This window comes from Arthrobacter sp. MOO21 (assembly GCF_057369995.2).
This window is the reverse complement of sequence record NZ_CM170671.2, coordinates 574,218-593,572: the sequence shown is the minus strand read 5'-3', so window position 1 is coordinate 593,572 and position 19,355 is coordinate 574,218. Positions and strand designations below refer to the sequence as shown.

Below are 19,355 nucleotides of genomic sequence, written 5' to 3'. Positions count from 1 at the left end.
CGCTCGTGGCCGCCCTCGTTGTTCCAATTCCCTGCAGCGCCGGCGTCGAAGTCACTCGGTAAGGCGCTGGTCTGCAGCCCCGGCAGGGCTGCAGGAGAATGGAACGCATGTTCGGGGCACCGCATGTCCAGTCACGGTGTTCCGAGATACTTTGAGTCTACGCCTCTTTCAGCACGCCCCGCGCCGGCGGGCCCGCGCAGCCGCTCAATCCTGTCGTGTGTCACCGGTGCGCGGACGCTCGGGGGTGACCGTCCCGGCGTCGCCATCCACCGTGACCTGCAGGCCATCGGCCAGCCGCTGCGTCGCCACCCCGGTGCCCAGCACCGCAGGGATGCCGTATTCGCGGGCCACGATGGAGCTGTGGCTCAGCGGACCGCCGACGTCGGTCACTACCGCGGAGGCCATCGCGAACAGCGGCGTCCACGCGGGAGTGGTCATGCGGGCCACCAGCACCTCGCCCGGCCGCATGAGCCCGAAGTCCTCGGGACCCCGCAGCACCCGGGCAGGTGCGGTGACGCGGCCGGAGCTCGCGCCGGCACCCTTGATCACGTCGCCGGCCTGCTGCTGCGGGCCCGCCGGCATCATCGACCCGAACGCCTTCTCCATCCAGGCCTTCTGCGGCAGCATCTGCGGGGCTGTTGCCTTCGCCTGGCCCCGCCACAGCATCCTGCGCTCCTCGACGGCGTCGGCCCGGACCGGACGTGACGCCCCGGCCAGGGAAACGCCGGCATCAGTTTCCGCCAGCCCGAACTCCACGGCACTTTGCAGCTCGGAGAACCGCAGCCAGAACACGTCCTCCGGCGCGGCAATCACCGAAGAAGCCACCAGCCGCCGCCCGAGTTCCAGCAGCATCCGCCGCAGCAGCGGCCAGGCGAGTCCGACGTCGGCCAGCGCGTCTTCGCGGACCGGCGCAGTCTCCTGCGCCCACTTCAGCAGACGGAAGAACAGGGCCCGGCGCTGCGGCCGGAGCCGTGAACCCACCTCCTGCGTGAGCGATTCCCGGCGCTCGGTCAGTTGCCGCTGCCGCTCATGAGGGTCGGTGGCCTGCCCACGCAGGTAGAACTTCACCGTCTCCAGCTGCGCGGACGGGTCGTCTGCCGGCACCGGGGTGGCGAAGTCCAGGTTGTAGACCGCGTGCCCATACAGGGCCAGGTGCTCCTGGAAGGTGAACCGCCATTCCTGCCACAGGGCGTCGTCCACGCCTGCCGGCGCCGAACCGGACCGCAGGCACTCGGCGAGCTCCGCCGTCGGCCGCTCCAGCAGGGCGGAAACCAGCGACGGATCGCTGCGCGCCCACCCTGCCAGGTCGTACAGCGACTTCTCCGCCCGGATGGGTTCGCTGTCGAAGCCCAGCAGGAAGGCCTGGGCCGGGGGATCGCCGTCGCGCCGGACGGACTTGTAGAACGCGCGGAAGGCGAGTTCGCTCATGTCGGCGAGCGGAATGATGGACTGCACTGCGGTGTAGTAGACGGTTCCGGCGTCCAGGAGGGCCTGCGCGCCGGCCAGCAGCCGTTCGCCGGCAAGCCCTGCCGGCGGCGTAGCGGACCAGTCCTTGATGGTCCGTTCGTAGCGCGGATGCGAATGCTCGCGCCATCCTTTGACGCCCATGTGGGCCTTGCCGCGGAACAGCGCGCCCATCGCCGGAACGGTCCTGCCCGTCATCCGCAGCATGGGCCAGGTGCGGTAGTAGTAATAGGCGTAGCCGTTGATGGTGGGGAAGCGGACGTCGCCCTCGCGCAGGGACTTCTGGCCCAGCGCCTCGTTCATGAGGGCCGAGATCGAGCGGGACACCGAGCCGTCGATGAGGTCGGCGAAGAGCGGGGAGAGCGGCTCCGGCATCTGCTCCACGATGCTCGCCCGGAAGTAGAGGCCCTTGGGATAGGGGACGGGCCATTCTGTGGGAACGTCGGCCGACGGTTCGGGCAGCGCGGTGATGGGGCGGGACTGCAGCAGGAAGTACTGGCCGTCCACCCGCGCCCACTCGATGTCCTGCGGCGCGCCGAAGTGGTCCACGGTCTGCCGGCCGTAGCGCGCCAGCTCCGCTGCCGCGGCATCGTCCAGGACAGGCGCACGACGGCGGGCTTCCGCCACCTTCTCCTCGGCCGTTCCGTTCGCCGAGAGGACGGTCATGAGTTCCTTGTCGGCTGTCTGCCGGGAGAGGACCTTGCCCGTGGCGGTGTCCACCACCAGGTCATCCGTGGTGACCGCGCCGCTGACCACCGCCTCGCCCAGGCCCCAGGCCGCGCTGACCACCGTCTGGTCGCGGCGGCCGTTCGCGGGGTTGGCGGTGAACATCACCCCGGCGGCATCCGCCTCCACCATCTGCTGGATGACGACGGCGAGGCGCACGTCATCGGGCCGGATGCCGGCGCGGGCGCGGTAGGCCATGGCGCGCGCCGTCCACAGGGAGGCCCAGCAGTCGATGACGGCCTTGCTGAGAGCCTCCGGTCCGCGGACGTTGAGGTAGGTTTCCTGCTGCCCGGCGAAGCTGGCCGAGGCGAGGTCCTCGGCGGTGGCGGAGGAGCGGACGGAGACGGCGATGTCCTTGCCCAGGGGCTCGTAGGCGGCCTCGAGTTCGGCCTGAATTCCGGGCGGCATGGCTCCTTTGCTGAACAGGGTGCGGAGAAGCGCGGAGGCGTGCTCATAGTCCTCCGGCGAGGCATCGGGCGGGAGGGCGGCCAGCGCCTGGATGGCTTGCCCCAGGTTGTTCTCCGCCACGAAGTCCGAGTACGCGGCGGTGGTCAGGACAAACCCCGGTGGCACCGGGAGCCCGGCCTGGATGAGTCCGCCGAGGCCCACGGCCTTGCCGCCGGCCGTGTCCAGATCGCCCCGCTGCACGTTGCCCAGGCCGTTCGCGTATTTCATGACGATGCCTCCTTGCTGCCCGACGGCGGGCGCCTGCTGGAAGTTGTACCGTGCGGGGCTTTTACGGCACGACCGGACGGCCGAAGGACGGAGGCAGGCCGGACCGGTAGGCAGAGTCGATGACGGGTTCGAGCTGGTCCAGTACTGTGGAGTTGCCCGGGAGCACCACGTGGGCCAGGAACTCGGATTCAAGGGTGGCAATTCCGGCCGACGCCGCTCCCAGCTTGGCGTCTATGGCAAGGGCCAGGGCGTGCCAGGACTTGCGGTTGGCCCGTTCCAGGATTTTTGCATTCGCTTCGTGGAGCCGGCCGTCGGCCACATCCCCGCGGATGGCGAGGGCCCCTTCGGACTGCAGCAGCGGCATGACGATCCGGAATTGCCTTCCGCCGCCCCTGAAGGCAACGGCACTCAGGTTCCCGCGCTGGGTGAACAGCACGTCGGTGGCCCCGTAGTCCGCGAGCGCTTGCCGGATGTGTTTCCGGGACGCTTCGCTGCTGAAGGAATCGCCCCGCGTGTAAGGACTTGTCATGGTCTAACTATGCGCCTTTCCGGTGCCGGTTCCTACGTCTCCAAAGTGCGGCAGTTCCCGCTTATTGACTGCCGGGAGCCCGAGGAATAACCTCTGCGGTAGCGGGGCCGATCGCTCCGCTTCCACGAAACAAGGGGCCGGATCTGGGCCGCTCCTGCACGGCCATGGGCCAGGTGAGGAGGATTCTGTGGACGCCGCCCTGCACCGGATGAGCCCGGGATCCGTGGGCGCCTTCCCGATGGCTGCGGAACACCGTGTCAGCGATCCAGGGAAGGAAACACCATGCCGAAGTATCTGTTCGAAGCAACGTACGTGGGCCAGGGCATCAAGGGGCTCATGCAGGAAGGCGGCACCAAACGCCGCGATGCCGTGACGGAGGCAGTGAAATCCGTGGGCGGGACGCTGGAGAGTTTCTACTTCGCGTTTGGCTACTACGACGTCCTTGGCGTTTTTGAACTGCCCGATGATGCCAGCGCCGCAGCGCTGTCGCTGCTGATCAACTCGTCGGGCAGCGTCAATGTACGCCTGAAGCCGCTCCTCAGCGTCGAGGACCTTGACGAGGCCGCCAAGAAGACCCCGTCCTACCGGGCGCCGGGACAATAGGGGCGCGGGCAGTAGGTTAGCTGGACGCCTTGGCCAGCGGGCCGCCGTCGTAAACGTACGACGGCGGCCCGCTGGCTGAGTGCGGCGGCGTTGGCGCGGGTGCTTGGCTGCTGCGCCCTAGTGGTCCGGGGCTCAGGGGATCAGGGGTTCAGCGAGCCGACGGCCTGGGACGTAGCCTGGATGCTTTCCCAGCCCCGGCGGGCAGCCGCTACAGTGCGTGGATCCAACGGGGTGCCCTTGTTCTGGAGGATGGCCACGAGGGTTGCGTTGACTACGTCCTCCCGGAGCTCCTTCAGCCAGGGGCCGCGGAGGTTCGGCATGACCGGCACCCGGGCCCGGCACGTCAGGAAGTGTCCGCCGGCTACGGCGAAAGCAAAGCACGCGATACCGGCAAGCAGGAGTTTCAGGAGGTCATCCGGGCCGGTGGCCACAATGTACGCCGGAGGTGCGATCAGCGCGGCCATCAGCCCCAGCCGCAATGCCAGGATCTCCTGGACCCGGCCGCCGGCCCTCCGCCGCGCCAGGGTACCGGCCAGTTGCTGATCCCAGACGGCCTGGGCTTTGAGGCGCCACTGCCGCTGCGAGCCGAGGTGAAGCCGCACGAGGGCACGCGCTGCGGCCAGTTCCTCCGGGTTCCCGGTCCGAAGTGCTTCGACAGCCGGGTCTGCTTCATCAGCCCATGCGCTCCTCAGCCTGCGGTCAATGGCCGCGGCCATCACGTCCAGGCTGAGCTTTGCAGCGCCCTCTGCCACGTCGGTGGGAGCAGTGACGGGCGTCGCCGCCTGCACTGTGCCCGCTGAATCCGTGCGGTGGCCATAGCGTGGCGAGCCGTCGGCGAGTTGGTATTCATTGCTCATGGTTCCCCCAATAAGGCCCCTGCAGAGGCAGTGCCCTGGATTTCGTTCTGTTTCCCTCGAAGAGAGTCTTCGCAGTGGCTGCTGAAAATATTGTGTGCGCGGCCGCCTGCGTAAAGCGCGATTCTTGGGGAAACCTTCGGGGATTTTGAGCCGGGGTTGAGGAAATCCCAAGAGGGCTTGAGGCCGCCGCGATTCAGCGCCGGGAGCGGAGGAACGCCATCGCGTCCGCTGCCACCTGCTCCGGGCACTCCCACAGAACCAGGTGACCGGCGTCAGGGTAAATCCTCAGCACCGCCCCCGGGATCCGGGCCGCCAGGGTTTCCTGGCTGCTGCGCGGCAGCAGGGTGTCCTGTGCACCCCAGAGGATGAGCGTCGGAACCTGGATGGTTCCGGCTTCCGTGGGCGGCGCGGCCTCGCACAACCCGTTGAGGATGTCCCTCCAGGCATGCGCCGGCATCCGCAGGCCGTCGCGCACGCGGTCCTCGACGTACCAGGCAGGGACGTGGTGGAGCAGGGGGAACCAGGCCAGCGACTCCCGCACCCAGCCCTCGTCGAGGGGGTCGGCCAGGGCGTCCACCTCGTCGGCGAAGGCGGGCCGTCCCTGCAGGCTCAGGGGAGACCCCACCAGCACCAGCGCGGCCACCTTTCCGGGATGGGCGACGGCAAGTTGCTGGGCCACGTAACCCCCGCTGGAGGAACCGACGACGGCGGCGCGTGGCAGCCCGAGCGCGTCCAGGATTGCGGCGGCATCCTCTGCCTGCTCCGCCAGGGAGTAGCCTGTGGCCGGCTTGTCGGCGTCGCCCTGCCCGCGCAGGTCCGGCGCGTAGATCCGGCAGCCGGGCAGCAGGGGGATGAGCCGGTCGAAGCTCCTGCGCGATTCGCCCCAGGCATGCAGCAACAGCAGGGGAGTGGCCGCACTGTCGGCTTGGCCGTTGTCATGGACGAGGCACGGCACCGTGATGCCGGTGCGGATCCGGAGTTGCCGTACATCGGCGTCCATGGGTTCAGGCTACGCCTCCTGCTGCTCCACGAGCTAAGCGCCCGAAGCTGCGATCCACCCGTTCCCTGACGCGCAGCCTGAAACCGAAGGTATGGCGCACGCTGGCGTGAAGGTTTGTTATTGCCGCCGGACCTCAATGTCGGGGTGGTTCTTCTCGACCCAGTCGGCCATCCGGTTGCCCCGCAGCGTTATGAACCTCAGCGAGGCTTCCCGAACCCTGATGTACTCGTCCTTCGTGACGGGGACGGCGGGACGCTCGAAGTTCGCGTCCTCCTCCCCGAGGAAGAAGTCGATCTTCCCCTCCGGCGTCACGAGATCCTGGAAGTGGAAGAACTCCACGAACTTCTCGAACGTGCCGAAGAGTTCGAAGAAGTCCCCATAGTTAGTGGTGACGTCGGCGAGGGGGCTGCCTGGCTCCTCAGCGTAGTGGCGCCGGATGCATTCCAGAGTCAGGTCCATCCGGTCCGCAATCCGTGTCCGCATTCCCCTGGCGGTGTTGAGGGTAGGCAGGTGTATTGTCCTGACGGGCCAGATCATGGCGCTGCCGATCGTGTACGGCGGGTTAAAGTAGCGGCGCTTCTGCTCCTCACTCAACTCGGCCTTAGCCTCGACCAAGGCCTTAGGCCTCCCCCACCTGGTGTAGGAGTTCGTGATGGCATCACTGCCGACCGTGAACCTCTTGTCGGGCGTCTGCTCGAACATTAGGTAGTTTTTCCGACGCACCTTGGGATCTTCCGAGACCACCAGTTCGAACAGCTGCCCCTCGCATAGCTCCTTGGTCCAGAGCAGCTGATGATCAGCCTTGAGCCGCGGACTATGAGAGTCCGGGTCCTTTCCCGGAGGGCTGTCGAGTTGGTAGTCGAAGGTGATGTCGAAGACGCGCATGGAAGGGAGTCTATGTGCCCGCTGGTTGCGAGCCGCGGACCTACAGCTGAAACAAACCGCAGCCGTCGCTGCAATTACGACGTTTCACAACCTATACCGTCACCCTCTGCCTCCACACGAGGTCCATGGCACGGACACCGGCCGGTGGCTGGCAAGTAGGATCGGAGGGTTGCCGAGGGGGTTGGCAGCATTCTTGGGGGATCATTCATGAAGACGAAGCTTTCACGCCCGCTCGCCGCGCCGTTCCCGGCCGCCATGCGGGTGCTGCTGACCGGCGTCGCGCTCTTGCTGGCTGCCGCCGTCGTGGCCGTTCCGGCGTCGGCCGCTGACTCGAAGACTATTGGTTTTTCCGGCCAGCCGGTGGCCGTCGCCACCGGGCCGGACGGCACGCTGTATGTCAGCGACCAAACCTACAAGGCCGGCGTTTTCGCCTACAGGCCGGGGGAGACCGCGCCGTCCCGCACCATCAGGACCGGGGCCGGTCCCACCTCGCTCGCGGTGACGCCGGACGGGACGCTGTACGTGGCGCAGAGCGAGGGCGCCCAGTCGGAAATCGGCGTGGTGGCCCCCGGCGCCGGCGAGGTCTCCCTGGTCATGAAGGTCTCTTTCGGCACGCACTGGCTCACGGTGGGGCCGGACGGATCGCTGTACGTGGCCAACCCGGAGGAGAACTCCCTGTCCGTGGTGAAGCCGGGCGAGGCGTGGGTGAACCGGACCGTCCAGACCGGGCCGTATCCAGTGCGGGTGGCGCTGGCAAAGGACGGGACGGCCTATGCCACCAACCAGCTCGCAGCTACCGTCACCGTGATTCTCCCCGGCGCGGCGTGGCCGTCGCACACCATTGATGTGGGCGCGCAGGCCAGCCCGCACGGGATCGCGGCGGCCCCGGACGGGACCGTCTACGTGGCCAACATCATGACCAACGACGTCGCGGTGATCGAGCCCGGCGGCACCACGGTGGCGCGGCGGATCCCCGTGGGCCGGGCGCCGCAGGAGGTGCTGGCCGCCGCCGACGGGACCGTGTACGTGACCAACAGCCTGGACGACTCCGTCTCGGTCATTCCCGCGGGGGCTCCGGCCGCTTCTAAAACCATCGCGGTCGGTGACGACCCCGGGCGTCTGGCTGAGCGGAGCGACGGATCCGTGGTCGTGGTGAACAGGCGCGGCAAGTCGCTGACAGTGCTCGACGGCGGATCTGTTGCGGCTGCTGCGTCGCCCGCCCCGGTGGCGGAAGAGACACAGTCAGCGGGGCCAGCCGACGCCGGCACAACAGACGGTGCCGGGGGTTCCTTCGGTGCCGCAGTCCCGGCGGTCGCTGCCGGAGCGGGTGCCCTGCTGCTGGCGGGCGCTGCCGTCCTTGTCGGAGTGCTGCGGCGCCGGAGGAAGGCCAGCGGCGCGGGTGTGGAGCAGGCCTGGGCGCTGGACTGACCTTCCTCGGGGCTGGTCGGTCTCGGCTTATTGCGCGCTGCGTCTGGCCGCAAGGCGTGCGAGGTCGTAGATCACTTGCCGGATTTCGCGCTCGCGGCCGGCGGACCTCGACGGCGGAGCCTGGGGGACTGCGTAGCCTCGGGGAGTAACGACAGGGCGCCGGGCAGTTGGTCGTGCCATGTATTTGGGTCCGTCGGCTGCGGGTGCCGTACCCAGGCCGGCGGTCTGCGCCGCGGCGGCATCATCGCAGCCCCTGCCGGCATTCGTGTCCGTGATCATCGAAGTTGTCCCCCTAGTCAAGCTCGTGGGATCACCTTAGAAAGGCGTGGCGTAGTCCGGGAAGAGTGTTTGTCTACCGGGAAGATTTATTGCCCCAATCTTGAGGGAACCGTGCAGCTCAGTCTTATGGGGCGGTGCTGATGATCCCACGGTCGAGGGCGTGCGTCGCAGCCTGTGTCCGGGAGTTGACACCGAGCTTGTCGAAAATGTTGCTCACATGGCGCTGGACGGTTCGCTCGCTGAGGAACAACTCTGCAGCTATTGCCCGGTTGGTCAGGCCCCGCACGATCAACCGGAGCACCTCGACCTCGCGGGGCGAGAGGCCGTGCTGGCCCGGAAGGGCCGGATGTCGGAGCATGCCCTGGACCTCCAGCAGATCGCGCCGGGCGCCGAGGCGCGTGAAGGCCTCACGCGCCGATTCGAGTTCCAGGTCCGCTGCCTCGTCGTCCCCCACACCCCGGTATGCGGTGGCCAGGAGCACGGAGCACCGTGCCGTTTCGTAGGGGACATCAAGGTCCCGCCACAGACCCGCGGCCTGCCGGAGTTCGGGAAGAGCCTTCTGCCACTCATCGTTGGCGAGAGCCACTTCGCCGAGGGCCCGTGCGTGGCTGGCCCGCACGCTGTCGGAGGCGAATCGCTCGGCGAGGCTGCCGAACTCGGCTGCAGCGGCCGCTGCTTCGCCTGCCGCGTCCGCCGCGCAGAGTACGGTCACTGCCGCCGGCAGCAGCTCCACGCGGGCTGCCGGCCCCACGGACTCGCCAAGCGCACGACGGATCCCCGTTGCTGCCGCCGGCACATCTCCGAGGGTGAGCCTCAGCAGGGCGAGCCCTGGCTGCGTGGTGCCTCCGGCGAACGCCGCCGCCCGGTAGGCCGCCTCGGCCTCGGGGAAGTCGCCCAGGAGCCGGTGCGATTCACCGAGCTCGTAACGCGCATGGCCAACCAGGCGGATTCCTGCGCCCTGGGCCAGGCTTTGGCATGCCTCTTCCAGCAGGGAGAGGGCAGCCGCCCACTGGCCTGCGAGCCGGAGGTGGACCGCGCGGTAAATCAGGCAGTTGCCGTAGAAGGGGCCGCCGAACGGAGGCACCGTATCGAGCCAGGACCCGAGGGCAGCGCTCCATTCCCGGACCCGCGAGACATCCCGGACCTCCATTTGGCACGTGCCGATCGCCGCACAGAAGAGCAGGCTCGTGACTCTCGGGGTCGTCTCGCCCGCCACTACCCGGACCATGGCATCGTCGAGCCAATCCAGCCCGTCCCCAAGTCGGCCGGACTGGACCAGGGCGCGTCCGGTGAGGAGCGTCGAGAAGGCGAGCTGGTCGGCGTCGTGCATTCTCGCGGCCCCTTCCCGGGCACGGGCAAGGAGCGTCAAAGCCTCGTCATATGCACCCGCGGCGATCCTGCCGTACGCTGCGGTGATCAGCAGCCAGCCAGGCTCGTCGCCGGCCTCGTCCGGGCCCAGTTCCCGGGCCCGAGCCATCCAGCCGTTGGCCTGGCCGAACTCGCTGTTCAGGTTGTAGGCCTCCCACAGCCAGAAAGCGGAGGCGACGGCGGGACGCACCTGGCCGTTCGCGGCCCGCGTCTCGAAGGCCTGCGCCAGCGCGGCAATTGCCTCGTCGCGGAACCCCACGATTTGTGCGCACTCGGCGAAACGCTCGACGTCCTCGACACCAAGGCCGGCGAGCCCGCCGGCGGCGCGGAACTCGGCGCAGGCCTGCCGCCATGCGTACGACGCGTGGAACGCCCGGGCGCGCGCGAGGTGATTTCCGTCGTCGGCCACGTCAACCTCCTGATCACTACTATGCATCGTCGGACTGGGCATAACTACCCAGTGCCGGATGCCGAAGGTGGCGCGATCCGCCGATGCCCGCGCGGTGCGTCGGCGGGATCCTGAAGGTGATCCGCAGGGTGTGGATCACCTGGTTTTAGGAGGCCATCATGTACGAGCCGTTTGTCTACTTGAGCACCTATACCGTGCGCCCTGGGCACCTCGATGAAGCCCTCGAGGCCTGCCGCGAGGTGGCAGGCCTGGTGGAGAGCCGTGAGCCGAGGATGCTGGTGTTCCAGTTCTTCGCCGATGAACAGGGCCGGCAGATCACCGTCCTTCAGGTCCATGCCGACGCCGAATCCATGGCCAACCACATGGCTCTGGTCAGCGAACACCTGGCACGGTCCGGGTCGTGGATCGAATCGTTCAGCAACACGACCGTCCTGGGCCAGCCGCCGACGGTTCTCTCGCAGTGGTACCAGGAGGCGGGCGAGGACCTGACAGAGTTTCCGCGGCACGTTGCGGGGGTTCTCCGGGCCGGGTCACCTGTTGGATGAGAGGGTCCGGGCAGGACCTTATCGGCTTTCCCACGGGGCGTCTCCGGCCAAAGTGGTGCTAGGGAGCTGAATCAGAAACGGAGGATTCTTGGCCGTCCATCCGATGGCAGTGAGCGCCCAGGGACGAGAGTGCAGCTGCTCGCCGGTCAGGACGGACGCAGGGTCCTGCGGCCGGCATCAATGCTCTCTCCGTCCGCGTCCCAATCAGCGCGAGGTGCCCTACTTTGCACAGCATCGGGGGTGGCGTGCACCTTGTGCGCGCCACCCCGTAGGTGCTGATTTCCTGCTGGTTTTAGGCCTCTACATCATGGTCCGTCTCCAGGATCCCCACCAGGTGGTCGAGGGCTGCATCGGCACCCGGGCCGTCGGCGCGAAGTACCACAACGTCCCCATGCGAGGCACCCAGGCTCATGAGGGAGAGGATGCTCGCAGCGTCGAGGGCCTCGTCGGGGCTGACTTCCGGGGAAGCGATGGTCACCTCCAGTTCCAGCTTGCTGACTTCCTCCGCGAAGACCGATGCGGGACGGGCGTGGAGGCCCACTCGGCTGGCAATCGTGGCTGTACGTTCGGGCATGTGGTTCCTTTGTCTGCGTGTTTTGCTGTGTTGGGGAATCGGTTAGGCCGTGGGAGTTTCTTGCTTGGCTTGGGTTTTCTCGCTTTCCTGGGCTTCGGCGAGCCATGCGTCGCGCTTGGCCCCGGGGACCCACCCAGCATCCACCACCCTCCGTTGGAAGATGATCGCGGCTGTCACAAGGGCGGTGGCGATAAGGACAGTCAGAACGGCGCCGATGGCAGGGCCGCCGCTGAGGCTGACGCCAATGAGGGTGCCGAACCAGCCGAAGTCGGCGTCACCGAAGGTGCTGTTGGCGAGCCCGAACTGGCCCAGGACGAGCAGCAGGACGGCGGGCAGGATCGTAATGATGATGCCGTTGACGAAGCCGCCCAGCATCGCTCCTCTGCGTCCGCCGGTTGCGTTGCCGTACACGCCGGCGCCGCCGCCGGTGAAGAAGTGCGGGACCATTCCGGGCAGGATCAGGGCCAGGCCGAAAGCGGGGTTCAGCCAGAGGGCGAGGACGCCGAGGGCGAGCAGGCCGCCGGTGAAGGAGCTCAGGAAGCCGATCAGCACGGCGTTGGCTCCAAAGGGGAAGACGATGGGGATGTCGAGGGCGGCCTTGGCGCCCGGGACCACCTTGGCTGCGATGCCCTGGAAGGCCGGGACGAGTTCGCCCAGTACCGTGCGGACACCGTAGAGGATGACGGCCACGCCGACGCCGAACATCAGCGCTTGCTTGAAGCCGGCCATGATGAATGCTCCCGCGTCAGGGACGTCAAAGATTGCCAGCGCCTCGGCAGAAGGAAGGGCGATGAGTCCCCAGATGGTGAAGACCATGTAGATCAGGACCATGGACAGCGAGGTGGCGACCATGGAATCGCGGAGGAACTTCAGCCCTTGCGGGAACTGGATCTCCTCGGCTGACTTGCTGCGCTTGCCCGCGGCCTGCCCCACTGCACCCGCGGCAATGTAGCCCAGCGAACCGAAGTGGCCGATGGCGATGGTGTCGTTACCGGTGATCTTCTTCGTCCAGGGGTGGAGGAATGCCGGCATGACCACCATGATGACGCCCAGCAGGACGGCCCCGAGGAGTACGACCAGCCAGTCAGAGCCTTCCCCCAGGCCGACGGACAGGATAACGGTGAGCATGGTGGCCATGAACACCATGTGGTGGCCGGTCAGGAACACGTACTTCAACGGCGTGAAGCGCGCCAGCACCAGCATGGTGAGGAAGCCAAACGTCAGGACGTATGCGCTTTGGGCGCCGAACTGTTCCTGGGCCATTGCCGTGATGACCTCGTTGGTGGGGATCACACCTTGGGCCCCGGTCACGGTGAGGATGAGTTGGCCAAGGGGATCAAGCGATCCGGTGACCACGGTGGCACCCACGCCGAGGATGAAGAAACCCAAGGCCGCCTTGAGTGCGCCTCCGATGACTTGGCCCGAGTTGCGGCGCAATGCCATGAGGCCTGCTGCGGTGATGATGCCGATCAGGTAAGCGGGCACATTGAGAATCTGCTGCCCTATGAAATTCAGTACTACTACGAGCCAGTCCATGCCGTAGGCACTCCCTTAATGCTGAAAATGTTGGTTGATGTTGTGATGGCGCAGGTGGAGGAACCTCCGCGGTGGCTAGCGGACAGCGGCAGACAGTTTCTTGTGGATCTCTTCAAGATCAAAGAAGTTCTCGATGACAATGACCTCTGCGGGGACATCACCAATTTCCGGTGCGAGCTCCTCGGACGTGAGGACGATTTCCGCCGTCTGCGCCGCACCGCGGGCCACGCCGATGTCGGCAGCCTCGATATCGGCATCGACGCCGAGATCCTGGAGGACCTTTTCCGCGTTCATTTTCAGGAGCACTGATGTCCCAATGCCCATTCCACATACAGCGACGATCTTCATGGTTCGTTGCCTTTCAATTCAGGGGGGTGGTGGTGTTGCTACTTGTTCGGCGAGGCCGTGCCCGCCAGGAGGGAGCGGACTTCTTCCGCGCTCTCTGCGGCGTCAAGGCCCCTGCGGGTGGTGGGATCAGAAAGGATCCCGGCGACTGCCCTGAGGACTTCGATGTGGGCAGTGTGGTCAAGTGCTGCAAGGCCTATGACCAGGGAAACGGGGTCGTTCGAGGTGTGCCCGAACGTGACGGGGGAAGCCAGGCTGACCCAGCTGAGCCCTCCCTTTTTGACGGATTCGGAGGGGCGGGCGTGGGCGAGCGCGACGCCGGGGGCGATGACGATGTAGGGGCCGTGCTCTTCCACGGCCGCAATCATCTGTTCGGTGTAGTCCTCCGTGGTGACTCCGCCTGCCACGAGTCCGTCGCCGGCGCGGCGGATAGCCTCCCTCCAGTCGGAGGCGGCCACGTTGGTGGTGATGGAGGAAAGTTCTTCAGCGAGGTTGATAGCCACGTGGGGATCCTTTAGTCAGCGGATCACATCACGACGATGTGAGTTAGATCACCGTAACAAGGATTTGTGGCTTAAGTCTACTAGTAGACCAAAGTGTTATTCGTCGAAGGGCCCCTTCAGACGGAGGCCATCGCGAGGGAGTTTGCTCCGCTGTGGGTCAACCGGCTGATCCTGTCGGGCGCGAAGAGCGCGTCCTGGGCAAGCAGCGATGCTCCTGTCAGGCCCGCAACGGCTCCAAGGCCGGACCGTTCGACGACGAGGTCCCGGGTGGCGAACTCACGCGCCCCTGCGTAGATGGCTTCCCGGATGGGCCGGAGGAAGGGTTCGCCCGCGGCGGCAAGGCTTCCGCCGATGATGACCGCCTCGGGGTTGATCAGTCCGACGATGTCGGCCAGTGTCTGTCCAAGGGTTGTTCCGGTTTCTTCAAGGAGGGTCAGCGTCCGGTGATCCCCGTTGTTGGCGAGCTCGACGATGTCCGCCCCTGTCCTGACCTTGTAGCCGCGGGCTACGAGTTCGGCGCGCACGACCGCTCCGCTGGCTATCGTTTCAAGCCGCTGCAGGCGGCCGCCGCCGATGCGCGGGCGGCTCAAATCTCCCGCACCTCCGCGTGCTCCGCGGTAGACGGCGCCGTCGAGGACGAAACCCAGCCCGATCCCGATGCCCGCTTTGACGCCCACAATGTCCCGGTATCCCACACCGCCGCGCCTTGCTTCGGCCATCGTCATGACGTTGACGTCCCGGTCGACCGCAAGGACGGCATGTTCGTATCTGCTTGCGAAGTAGTCGCGGACAGCGACGCCGTCCCACTGCCCATCGACTTGCGGCGATGCCAGGCGGCCGGTTGTGACATCGACCGGACCGGGGACTCCCACACCGATCCCCAGGACGTCGGCCCTGGTCTTTCCGAGGCGTTGCAGCATGAGGTCAAAGACCTGGCCGGCCCACTCGAAAATCTCAGCCGGGCCCTGGCTTGGACCGATGTCTGCCTCGTCCACGGCGAGGATGGTGGACACCAGGTCCGTAATGGCGACCTGGCTGTGTGAACCGCCGATGTCCAGGGCCAGCAGCACGCCTGAATCCGGCTTCACGGCGAACTTTTCAGGCGGGCGTCCTCCCCGTGAATCGAGCTGGCCGACGCTCCTGATGATGGACGCGTTCAGCAACTCCTCGAGCCGCCGGGCAAGGGTGATGCGCGACCATCCCAGCCGCTCCAGAAGGTCGGTCCTGGTGGTGGCCTCTCCGGACCTGATCAGGTCCAGGACAACACCTGATCCTGTCGAAAGTGATTGCGCCATTCCAACCTCTCGTGATTCGGTCGCTGCCCCGGGATCCTTACCGGAATTATGCATACTGATATTCGAAAGCCTACCCCGTCTTTACCACGGCTACTTGAGCTTAAACAGTGGCGGCAGGCTGACCTTCCAATTTCGATTGTGGCCCACGTGACGTGAAGGCCGTGCCCCTCCGGCTCCTTCAGTAGGAAGGGGCCACAGAGCTGATGCTGATGGTAGCCACGTTGCTGGCCAGCGACTCGAGTCCGGCGTTCCTCGGGAACCAATCCGGGACTGCTGCGTCTTCTCCTTTAAGGAAGAAGGTGTGTGATCCTATGAGCATGGCAACCGAGGCAGTGCGGTCGTCGGCGCAGCACGCATGGTTCTCGGATGAGGTCCAGGCGCTGCTGCCGAAGCTCTACGGTGCCGCGGTGAAGCTGTGCCGCGACCGCACCAACGCGGAAGACCTGGTCGCCGAGGCGCTGACGCGGGCTTGGGCGAAGCTCCCGACGCTGGCTGACCGCGGCACCTTCCAGGGGTGGCTCTTCCGGATTCTCACCAACGTCTACATTTCGCAGTATCGTGCCGCCCGTGTACGCCCCGAGGAGGAGTACTTGGGGGTCGATGCCGAAAACTTTTCGATTTTTGAGCGTATCCACCAGCCGATCCTGTTGTGGTGGGGCAACCCGGAACAGGAGTTCTTCGACGGGCTGCTGCGAAGTGACCTGCAGGCGGCTCTCGACTCGCTTCCGGAGCCGTACCGTTCCGCCGTGGTGCTGGTGGACGTCTACGAGCTGTCATACAGGGACGCCGGTGCGGCGCTCGACGTGCCCGTTGGCACCGTCCGGTCGCGCCTCTCCCGGGGGCGCGCGCTGATGCAGAAGCACCTCTGGCAGTACGCCGGACCAGGCCACGGGCCGGCACAGGGGAAGGGAGAACGGGAATGAAGCCCACATCGATCACCTCATGCGAGGAGGCCATCCGTGTGCTCGCCGAGCATCTTGACCACGAGCTGAGCGGGCGGCTGGAGGCCGAGCTGAACGCCCACCTGGAAACCTGCCGCAGCTGCTGCTCGAGGGCAGAGTTCGAGCGTGAGCTCAAGACGCGGATCCGCCACCTTGGCGCCGAGCCGGTGGACCAGGGCGTCGCCGGCCGGGTACAGGCCCTCCTCCGCAGTTTCGCCGATACCCCCGCCCCCTGAACCAGAAAGGCCAGTGAGATGGTCGTCATCACTTCGGACCAGCGCCAAGTCATTTTCGACGCCGTCATCGCGATGTACACGAACGTGGCGCTCAGCCCCGGGCAGGGATACCACTTCCCGACTGGCCGGGCGGCCGCGGAGTACGTCGGCTATCCGCCGGAGCTCCTCGACCGGCTGCCCGCGGCGGCGGTCGAGTCCTTCGCCGGGGTGGGCTACCCGTTCGCGGCCGAGGTCCTCAAACCGGGGGACGCGGTGCTCGACATCGGCTCGGGCTCGGGGACCGACCTGCTCGTCGCGGCCTTGTCTGTGGGCAGCGAGGGCTTCGTGTACGGGGTGGACATGACCGAAGCGATGCGCGGCAAGGCCAGGGCGAACGCGCGCCTCGCCGGAGCGGACAACGTCGAGGTCCTGGAGGGCAACGCCGAGAACCTGCCCCTCGCGGACGGCAGCGTGGACGCCGTCACGAGTAACGGCGTCATCAACCTCGTCCCGGCCAAACGGAAGGCGGTCGCCGAGATCCACCGCGTGCTCAGGCCTGGCGGCTGGGTGCAGATCGCCGACATCGTCGTCGAGGACCTGCCCTCCGAGGCCTGCCGAGCGAAGCCGCGGCTGTGGGCCGAGTGCATCGTAGGGGCGACGACGCAGGCCGACTACCTGCGGATGTTCACCGAGGTGGGCTTCACCGACGTCGAGCGGCTGGGGGACCTGGACTACTTCGCCGCGAGCAGCAGCGCCTCCACCCGGGCCACGGCCGGCGGGTTCGGCGCACACGCAATGGTGATGCGCGCCCACAAGCCCGCCTAGAACGACAGCCGGCCCCAATCGGCGGGACGGCGCCAACTGTCCGCCGGGCAGAAGAACCCTGTCCGAAAACAACAACAATGAGGAGAATTGCCATGTCCGCGCCCACCGAAGCCGTCGAATTGAACGGCATCAGCGTCACCCAGCTCGCCGACACCATCGCGGCGATTCAAGGCGAACCGTCCATCGCGGAGTTCCGCTTCCGCGCCAGCACCAGCTGGCAGGGAGGAGGCCGGAGCCAGACCCGGATCAAGGGGTTCTACGGGGCGAACGCGGAGGACTCGTCCAGGACAGGGCCTTTCACCCTGAGCGGCGACGAGCCGGCGGTACTGCTCGGCAGCAACACCGCACCCAACGCGGTTGAAGCTGTGCTGCACGCCCTCACCTCATGCCTGACCGTCGGGTTCGTCTACAACGCTGCCGCCAAGGGGATCACGGTGCGCAGCCTCGAGTTCGATATAGAGGGCGAGCTCGATCTGCACGGGTTCCTCGGCCTGTCCCGGGACGTCCGCCCCGGCTACCAGAAGATCTGGATTACCTACCGGGTGGACGCCGACGCCTCCGACCAGGAGATAGACGAACTGTGCCGCTATGTACAGCGCACGTCGCCCGTGCTCGACATCGTCCGCAACCCGGTGGAGGTCAGCCTGGCCCGCAGCCGATAAAGCCAGACCGGAACGGCAGAAACCAGCCCTTCATTGGCCTGGGGCTCGGCCCGGTCCACGCCGATATCGGAGGCAATGGGCAAGCGCGGGTCTACACGAGGAAGGCTCCGTCCCACGGGACGGAGCCTTCCTCAGCCAGCTGTGCGGGTCAGGAATGCTGGTCCACTGCGACCACGATCTTGCCGCGGGTATGTCCTTCCATGTTGGACCGGAAGGCATCCGCGGCCTTTTCGAGCGGGAAGACTTCGGCAACTTCCACACGCATTTCCCGGTTGTCCACCAGGTCCGTGAGTGCCTGCAGGTCGGCCGCCACTGGGTTGACCCACATCCACTCGCCGCCGTGCTCTTCAACTTCGCTGTCGGCAATCGAGGCGTGCCGGCCTCCCTCAGCCAGCACGGCCAGTGTGGCCTCGAGATTGCCGCCAACGAAATCGGCAACCACGTCCACGCCGTCGGGACGCAGCGCGCGCACGCGGTCTGCGAGCCCATCCCCGTAGGCAACCGGCTCGGCGCCCAGGGAGCGGAGGAACTCGTGGTTCTTCTCAGAGGCGGTGGCAATGACGCTGGCACCCGTTGCGACGGCGATCTGGATGCCGAGGGAGCCCACGCCTCCGGAGCCACCATGGATCAGGACACTTTCACCGGCCTTCAGGCCCAGCCGGTTGAGAACCTGGTAGGCGGTGAGGCCGGCCAGCGGCAGGCCCGCCGATTCGTTCCAGCCAAGCGAGGCAGGCTTCCGGGCCAGAAGGCGCTCCGGCAACGCGATGTACTCGGCAAAGCTTCCACCATGGACGTAGTCCTTGCGGCCGTAGGCGATGACCTCGTCGCCGGGCTTGAACTGCCGGGCATCGATCCCGACCGACTCCACAACTCCCGCTACGTCCCAGCCGGGGATGGCGGGAAACTGCAGGTCCATGACGGCATCCAGGTAGCCCGCCATGATCTTCCAGTCCACCGGATTCACTGCGGCTGCCTTGACTTTGACCAGGACCATGCCGGGACCCACCTTTGGCATCGGCTGGTCGCCGTACTCAAGGACGTCCGGGTTTCCGTATTCGCTGTAGGTGATTGCCTTCATGTCTGCCACAACGGCGGGGTCACGTGTGGCTATTCCGGATCTCTTCGGGAAGTGGTGCATCGCACGGGAGTCCAGCCGTGTTCTCGTGGGAACGGGAGTCGAGATCTTTGCGAGAGGTGCGGGTCTGGCCCTGGCATAGACGCGAAAATCCCGCAGCCTTTTACTTGGTGCCGGGCGGTTGGTGAGAGCGGTTGAGGGACTTTAAGGGCGCGTCCGGCCCAGCCGGACGCACCCTTAGCAAAGCAGAAACTACTTGGTTACGTGCACAACTACAGCCTTACTGACGGCTTGTTCCAGACCTGCATTATCAATTCCAGTAACTGTCCAGTTACTGAGCAACAACACGGTCTTGCCTGTATCAGAGTTGTAGACGACCTTTTTGAAACCCAAGGCAGTCAACTCATCGTCGAGCGCCTCCGCGTTCATTCCGGCGACATTGGCCGGGATCACGGCAGTTGCTGGTGCTGCCGGGGCGGGAGGTGGTGGGGCCACCGGCGGGGCCACCGGCGTCGCAACAACCGCAGGAGCGACAGGTTCAGCCGTTACCGTTACTGTTGCCGTTGCAGTCACGGTAGCAGTGGCTGTCTGTGTAACGACTTGCGTGACGGTGGGA

General features: G+C 66.4%; 20 protein-coding genes. 7 read left to right on the top strand and 13 right to left on the bottom strand.

Annotated features, from left to right (window positions below; translation table 11 throughout):
- Nucleotides 1-204 precede the first annotated feature (204 nt).
- On the bottom strand, nt 205-2,865 hold the full coding sequence (locus tag AC2JAJ_RS02640; protein WP_486414371.1) for a PEP/pyruvate-binding domain-containing protein: 2,661 nt from the start codon (nt 2,863-2,865) through the stop codon (nt 205-207).
- 61 nt (nt 2,866-2,926) lie between these two features.
- A complete protein-coding gene (locus tag AC2JAJ_RS02635) occupies nt 2,927-3,394 on the bottom strand; it encodes a hypothetical protein (RefSeq protein ID WP_501053342.1) in 468 nt (155 codons plus the stop codon).
- A 282-nt stretch (nt 3,395-3,676) separates the two neighbouring features.
- Between AC2JAJ_RS02635 and AC2JAJ_RS02630 the strand changes: the two genes are divergently transcribed.
- Nucleotides 3,677-3,997 carry a GYD domain-containing protein gene (locus AC2JAJ_RS02630; protein ID WP_486414373.1) on the top strand — a complete coding sequence of 107 codons (321 nt, stop codon included), beginning with the start codon at nt 3,677-3,679 and terminating at the stop codon, nt 3,995-3,997.
- 140 nt (nt 3,998-4,137) lie between these two features.
- On the opposite strand, the gene AC2JAJ_RS02625 is transcribed toward AC2JAJ_RS02630, so the two are convergent.
- From AC2JAJ_RS02625 to AC2JAJ_RS02615, 3 genes are all read right to left on the bottom strand, one after another.
- Nucleotides 4,138-4,854 carry a hypothetical protein gene (locus AC2JAJ_RS02625; RefSeq protein ID WP_486414374.1) on the bottom strand — a complete coding sequence of 239 codons (717 nt, stop codon included), beginning with the start codon at nt 4,852-4,854 and terminating at the stop codon, nt 4,138-4,140.
- 193 nt (nt 4,855-5,047) lie between these two features.
- Nucleotides 5,048-5,854 carry an alpha/beta fold hydrolase gene (locus tag AC2JAJ_RS02620; protein WP_486414375.1) on the bottom strand — a complete coding sequence of 269 codons (807 nt, stop codon included), beginning with the start codon at nt 5,852-5,854 and terminating at the stop codon, nt 5,048-5,050.
- Nucleotides 5,855-5,971: 117 nt separating this feature from the next.
- The gene (locus tag AC2JAJ_RS02615; protein WP_486414376.1) at nt 5,972-6,739 is read right to left on the bottom strand and encodes a DUF6994 family protein; all 768 of its coding nucleotides are present in this window, start codon (nt 6,737-6,739) and stop codon (nt 5,972-5,974) included.
- Between the two features lie 207 nt (nt 6,740-6,946).
- On the opposite strand from AC2JAJ_RS02615, the gene AC2JAJ_RS02610 reads away from it, so the two are divergent.
- Complete coding sequence (locus AC2JAJ_RS02610) at nt 6,947-8,167, top strand: virginiamycin B lyase family protein (RefSeq protein ID WP_486414377.1); 1,221 nt, start codon at nt 6,947-6,949, stop codon at nt 8,165-8,167.
- Nucleotides 8,168-8,570: 403 nt separating this feature from the next.
- Here AC2JAJ_RS02610 and AC2JAJ_RS02605 read toward each other — a convergent pair whose 3' ends face one another.
- Nucleotides 8,571-10,223 carry a LuxR C-terminal-related transcriptional regulator gene (locus AC2JAJ_RS02605; protein ID WP_486414378.1) on the bottom strand — a complete coding sequence of 551 codons (1,653 nt, stop codon included), beginning with the start codon at nt 10,221-10,223 and terminating at the stop codon, nt 8,571-8,573.
- A 158-nt stretch (nt 10,224-10,381) separates the two neighbouring features.
- Between AC2JAJ_RS02605 and AC2JAJ_RS02600 the strand changes: the two genes are divergently transcribed.
- Nucleotides 10,382-10,768: an antibiotic biosynthesis monooxygenase gene (locus AC2JAJ_RS02600; protein WP_486414379.1), complete on the top strand. Its 387-nt coding sequence runs from the start codon at nt 10,382-10,384 to the stop codon at nt 10,766-10,768.
- Nucleotides 10,769-11,060: 292 nt separating this feature from the next.
- On the opposite strand, the gene AC2JAJ_RS02595 is transcribed toward AC2JAJ_RS02600, so the two are convergent.
- From AC2JAJ_RS02595 to AC2JAJ_RS02575, 5 genes are all read right to left on the bottom strand, one after another.
- Complete coding sequence (locus AC2JAJ_RS02595) at nt 11,061-11,342, bottom strand: HPr family phosphocarrier protein (protein WP_486414380.1); 282 nt, start codon at nt 11,340-11,342, stop codon at nt 11,061-11,063.
- A gap of 42 nt (nt 11,343-11,384) precedes the next feature.
- On the bottom strand, nt 11,385-12,827 hold the full coding sequence (ulaA, locus tag AC2JAJ_RS02590; RefSeq protein WP_486414381.1) for a PTS ascorbate transporter subunit IIC: 1,443 nt from the start codon (nt 12,825-12,827) through the stop codon (nt 11,385-11,387).
- Nucleotides 12,828-12,953: 126 nt separating this feature from the next.
- Nucleotides 12,954-13,226, bottom strand: a complete 273-nt coding sequence (locus AC2JAJ_RS02585) for a PTS sugar transporter subunit IIB (RefSeq protein WP_473693521.1) — start codon at nt 13,224-13,226, stop codon at nt 12,954-12,956.
- 38 nt (nt 13,227-13,264) lie between these two features.
- On the bottom strand, nt 13,265-13,726 hold the full coding sequence (locus tag AC2JAJ_RS02580) for a PTS sugar transporter subunit IIA (RefSeq protein WP_486414382.1): 462 nt from the start codon (nt 13,724-13,726) through the stop codon (nt 13,265-13,267).
- Between the two features lie 116 nt (nt 13,727-13,842).
- Nucleotides 13,843-15,021: an ROK family protein gene (locus AC2JAJ_RS02575; protein ID WP_486414383.1), complete on the bottom strand. Its 1,179-nt coding sequence runs from the start codon at nt 15,019-15,021 to the stop codon at nt 13,843-13,845.
- 311 nt (nt 15,022-15,332) lie between these two features.
- Between AC2JAJ_RS02575 and AC2JAJ_RS02570 the strand changes: the two genes are divergently transcribed.
- The 4 genes from AC2JAJ_RS02570 to AC2JAJ_RS02555 all read left to right on the top strand — a co-directional run bounded on the left by AC2JAJ_RS02570 (nt 15,333) and on the right by AC2JAJ_RS02555 (nt 17,664).
- The gene (locus AC2JAJ_RS02570; RefSeq protein WP_486414384.1) at nt 15,333-15,944 is read left to right on the top strand and encodes an RNA polymerase sigma factor; all 612 of its coding nucleotides are present in this window, start codon (nt 15,333-15,335) and stop codon (nt 15,942-15,944) included.
- Nucleotides 15,941-16,198 carry an anti-sigma factor family protein gene (locus tag AC2JAJ_RS02565; protein WP_486414385.1) on the top strand — a complete coding sequence of 86 codons (258 nt, stop codon included), beginning with the start codon at nt 15,941-15,943 and terminating at the stop codon, nt 16,196-16,198. Before AC2JAJ_RS02570 ends, AC2JAJ_RS02565 begins: the two co-directional genes overlap by 4 nt.
- Nucleotides 16,199-16,216: 18 nt before the next feature.
- The gene (locus AC2JAJ_RS02560; protein ID WP_486414386.1) at nt 16,217-17,002 is read left to right on the top strand and encodes a methyltransferase domain-containing protein; all 786 of its coding nucleotides are present in this window, start codon (nt 16,217-16,219) and stop codon (nt 17,000-17,002) included.
- A gap of 92 nt (nt 17,003-17,094) precedes the next feature.
- Entirely contained in the window at nt 17,095-17,664 is a 570-nt protein-coding gene (locus AC2JAJ_RS02555) for an OsmC family protein (RefSeq protein ID WP_486414387.1), read from the top strand.
- Nucleotides 17,665-17,812: 148 nt separating this feature from the next.
- On the opposite strand, the gene AC2JAJ_RS02550 is transcribed toward AC2JAJ_RS02555, so the two are convergent.
- Together AC2JAJ_RS02550 and AC2JAJ_RS02545 are read right to left on the bottom strand one after the other, a co-directional pair.
- A complete protein-coding gene (locus AC2JAJ_RS02550) occupies nt 17,813-18,742 on the bottom strand; it encodes an NADP-dependent oxidoreductase (RefSeq protein WP_486414388.1) in 930 nt (309 codons plus the stop codon).
- Nucleotides 18,743-18,991: 249 nt separating this feature from the next.
- On the bottom strand, nt 18,992-19,312 hold the full coding sequence (locus tag AC2JAJ_RS02545) for a hypothetical protein (RefSeq protein WP_486414389.1): 321 nt from the start codon (nt 19,310-19,312) through the stop codon (nt 18,992-18,994).
- Between the last annotated feature and the right edge of the window lie 43 nt (nt 19,313-19,355).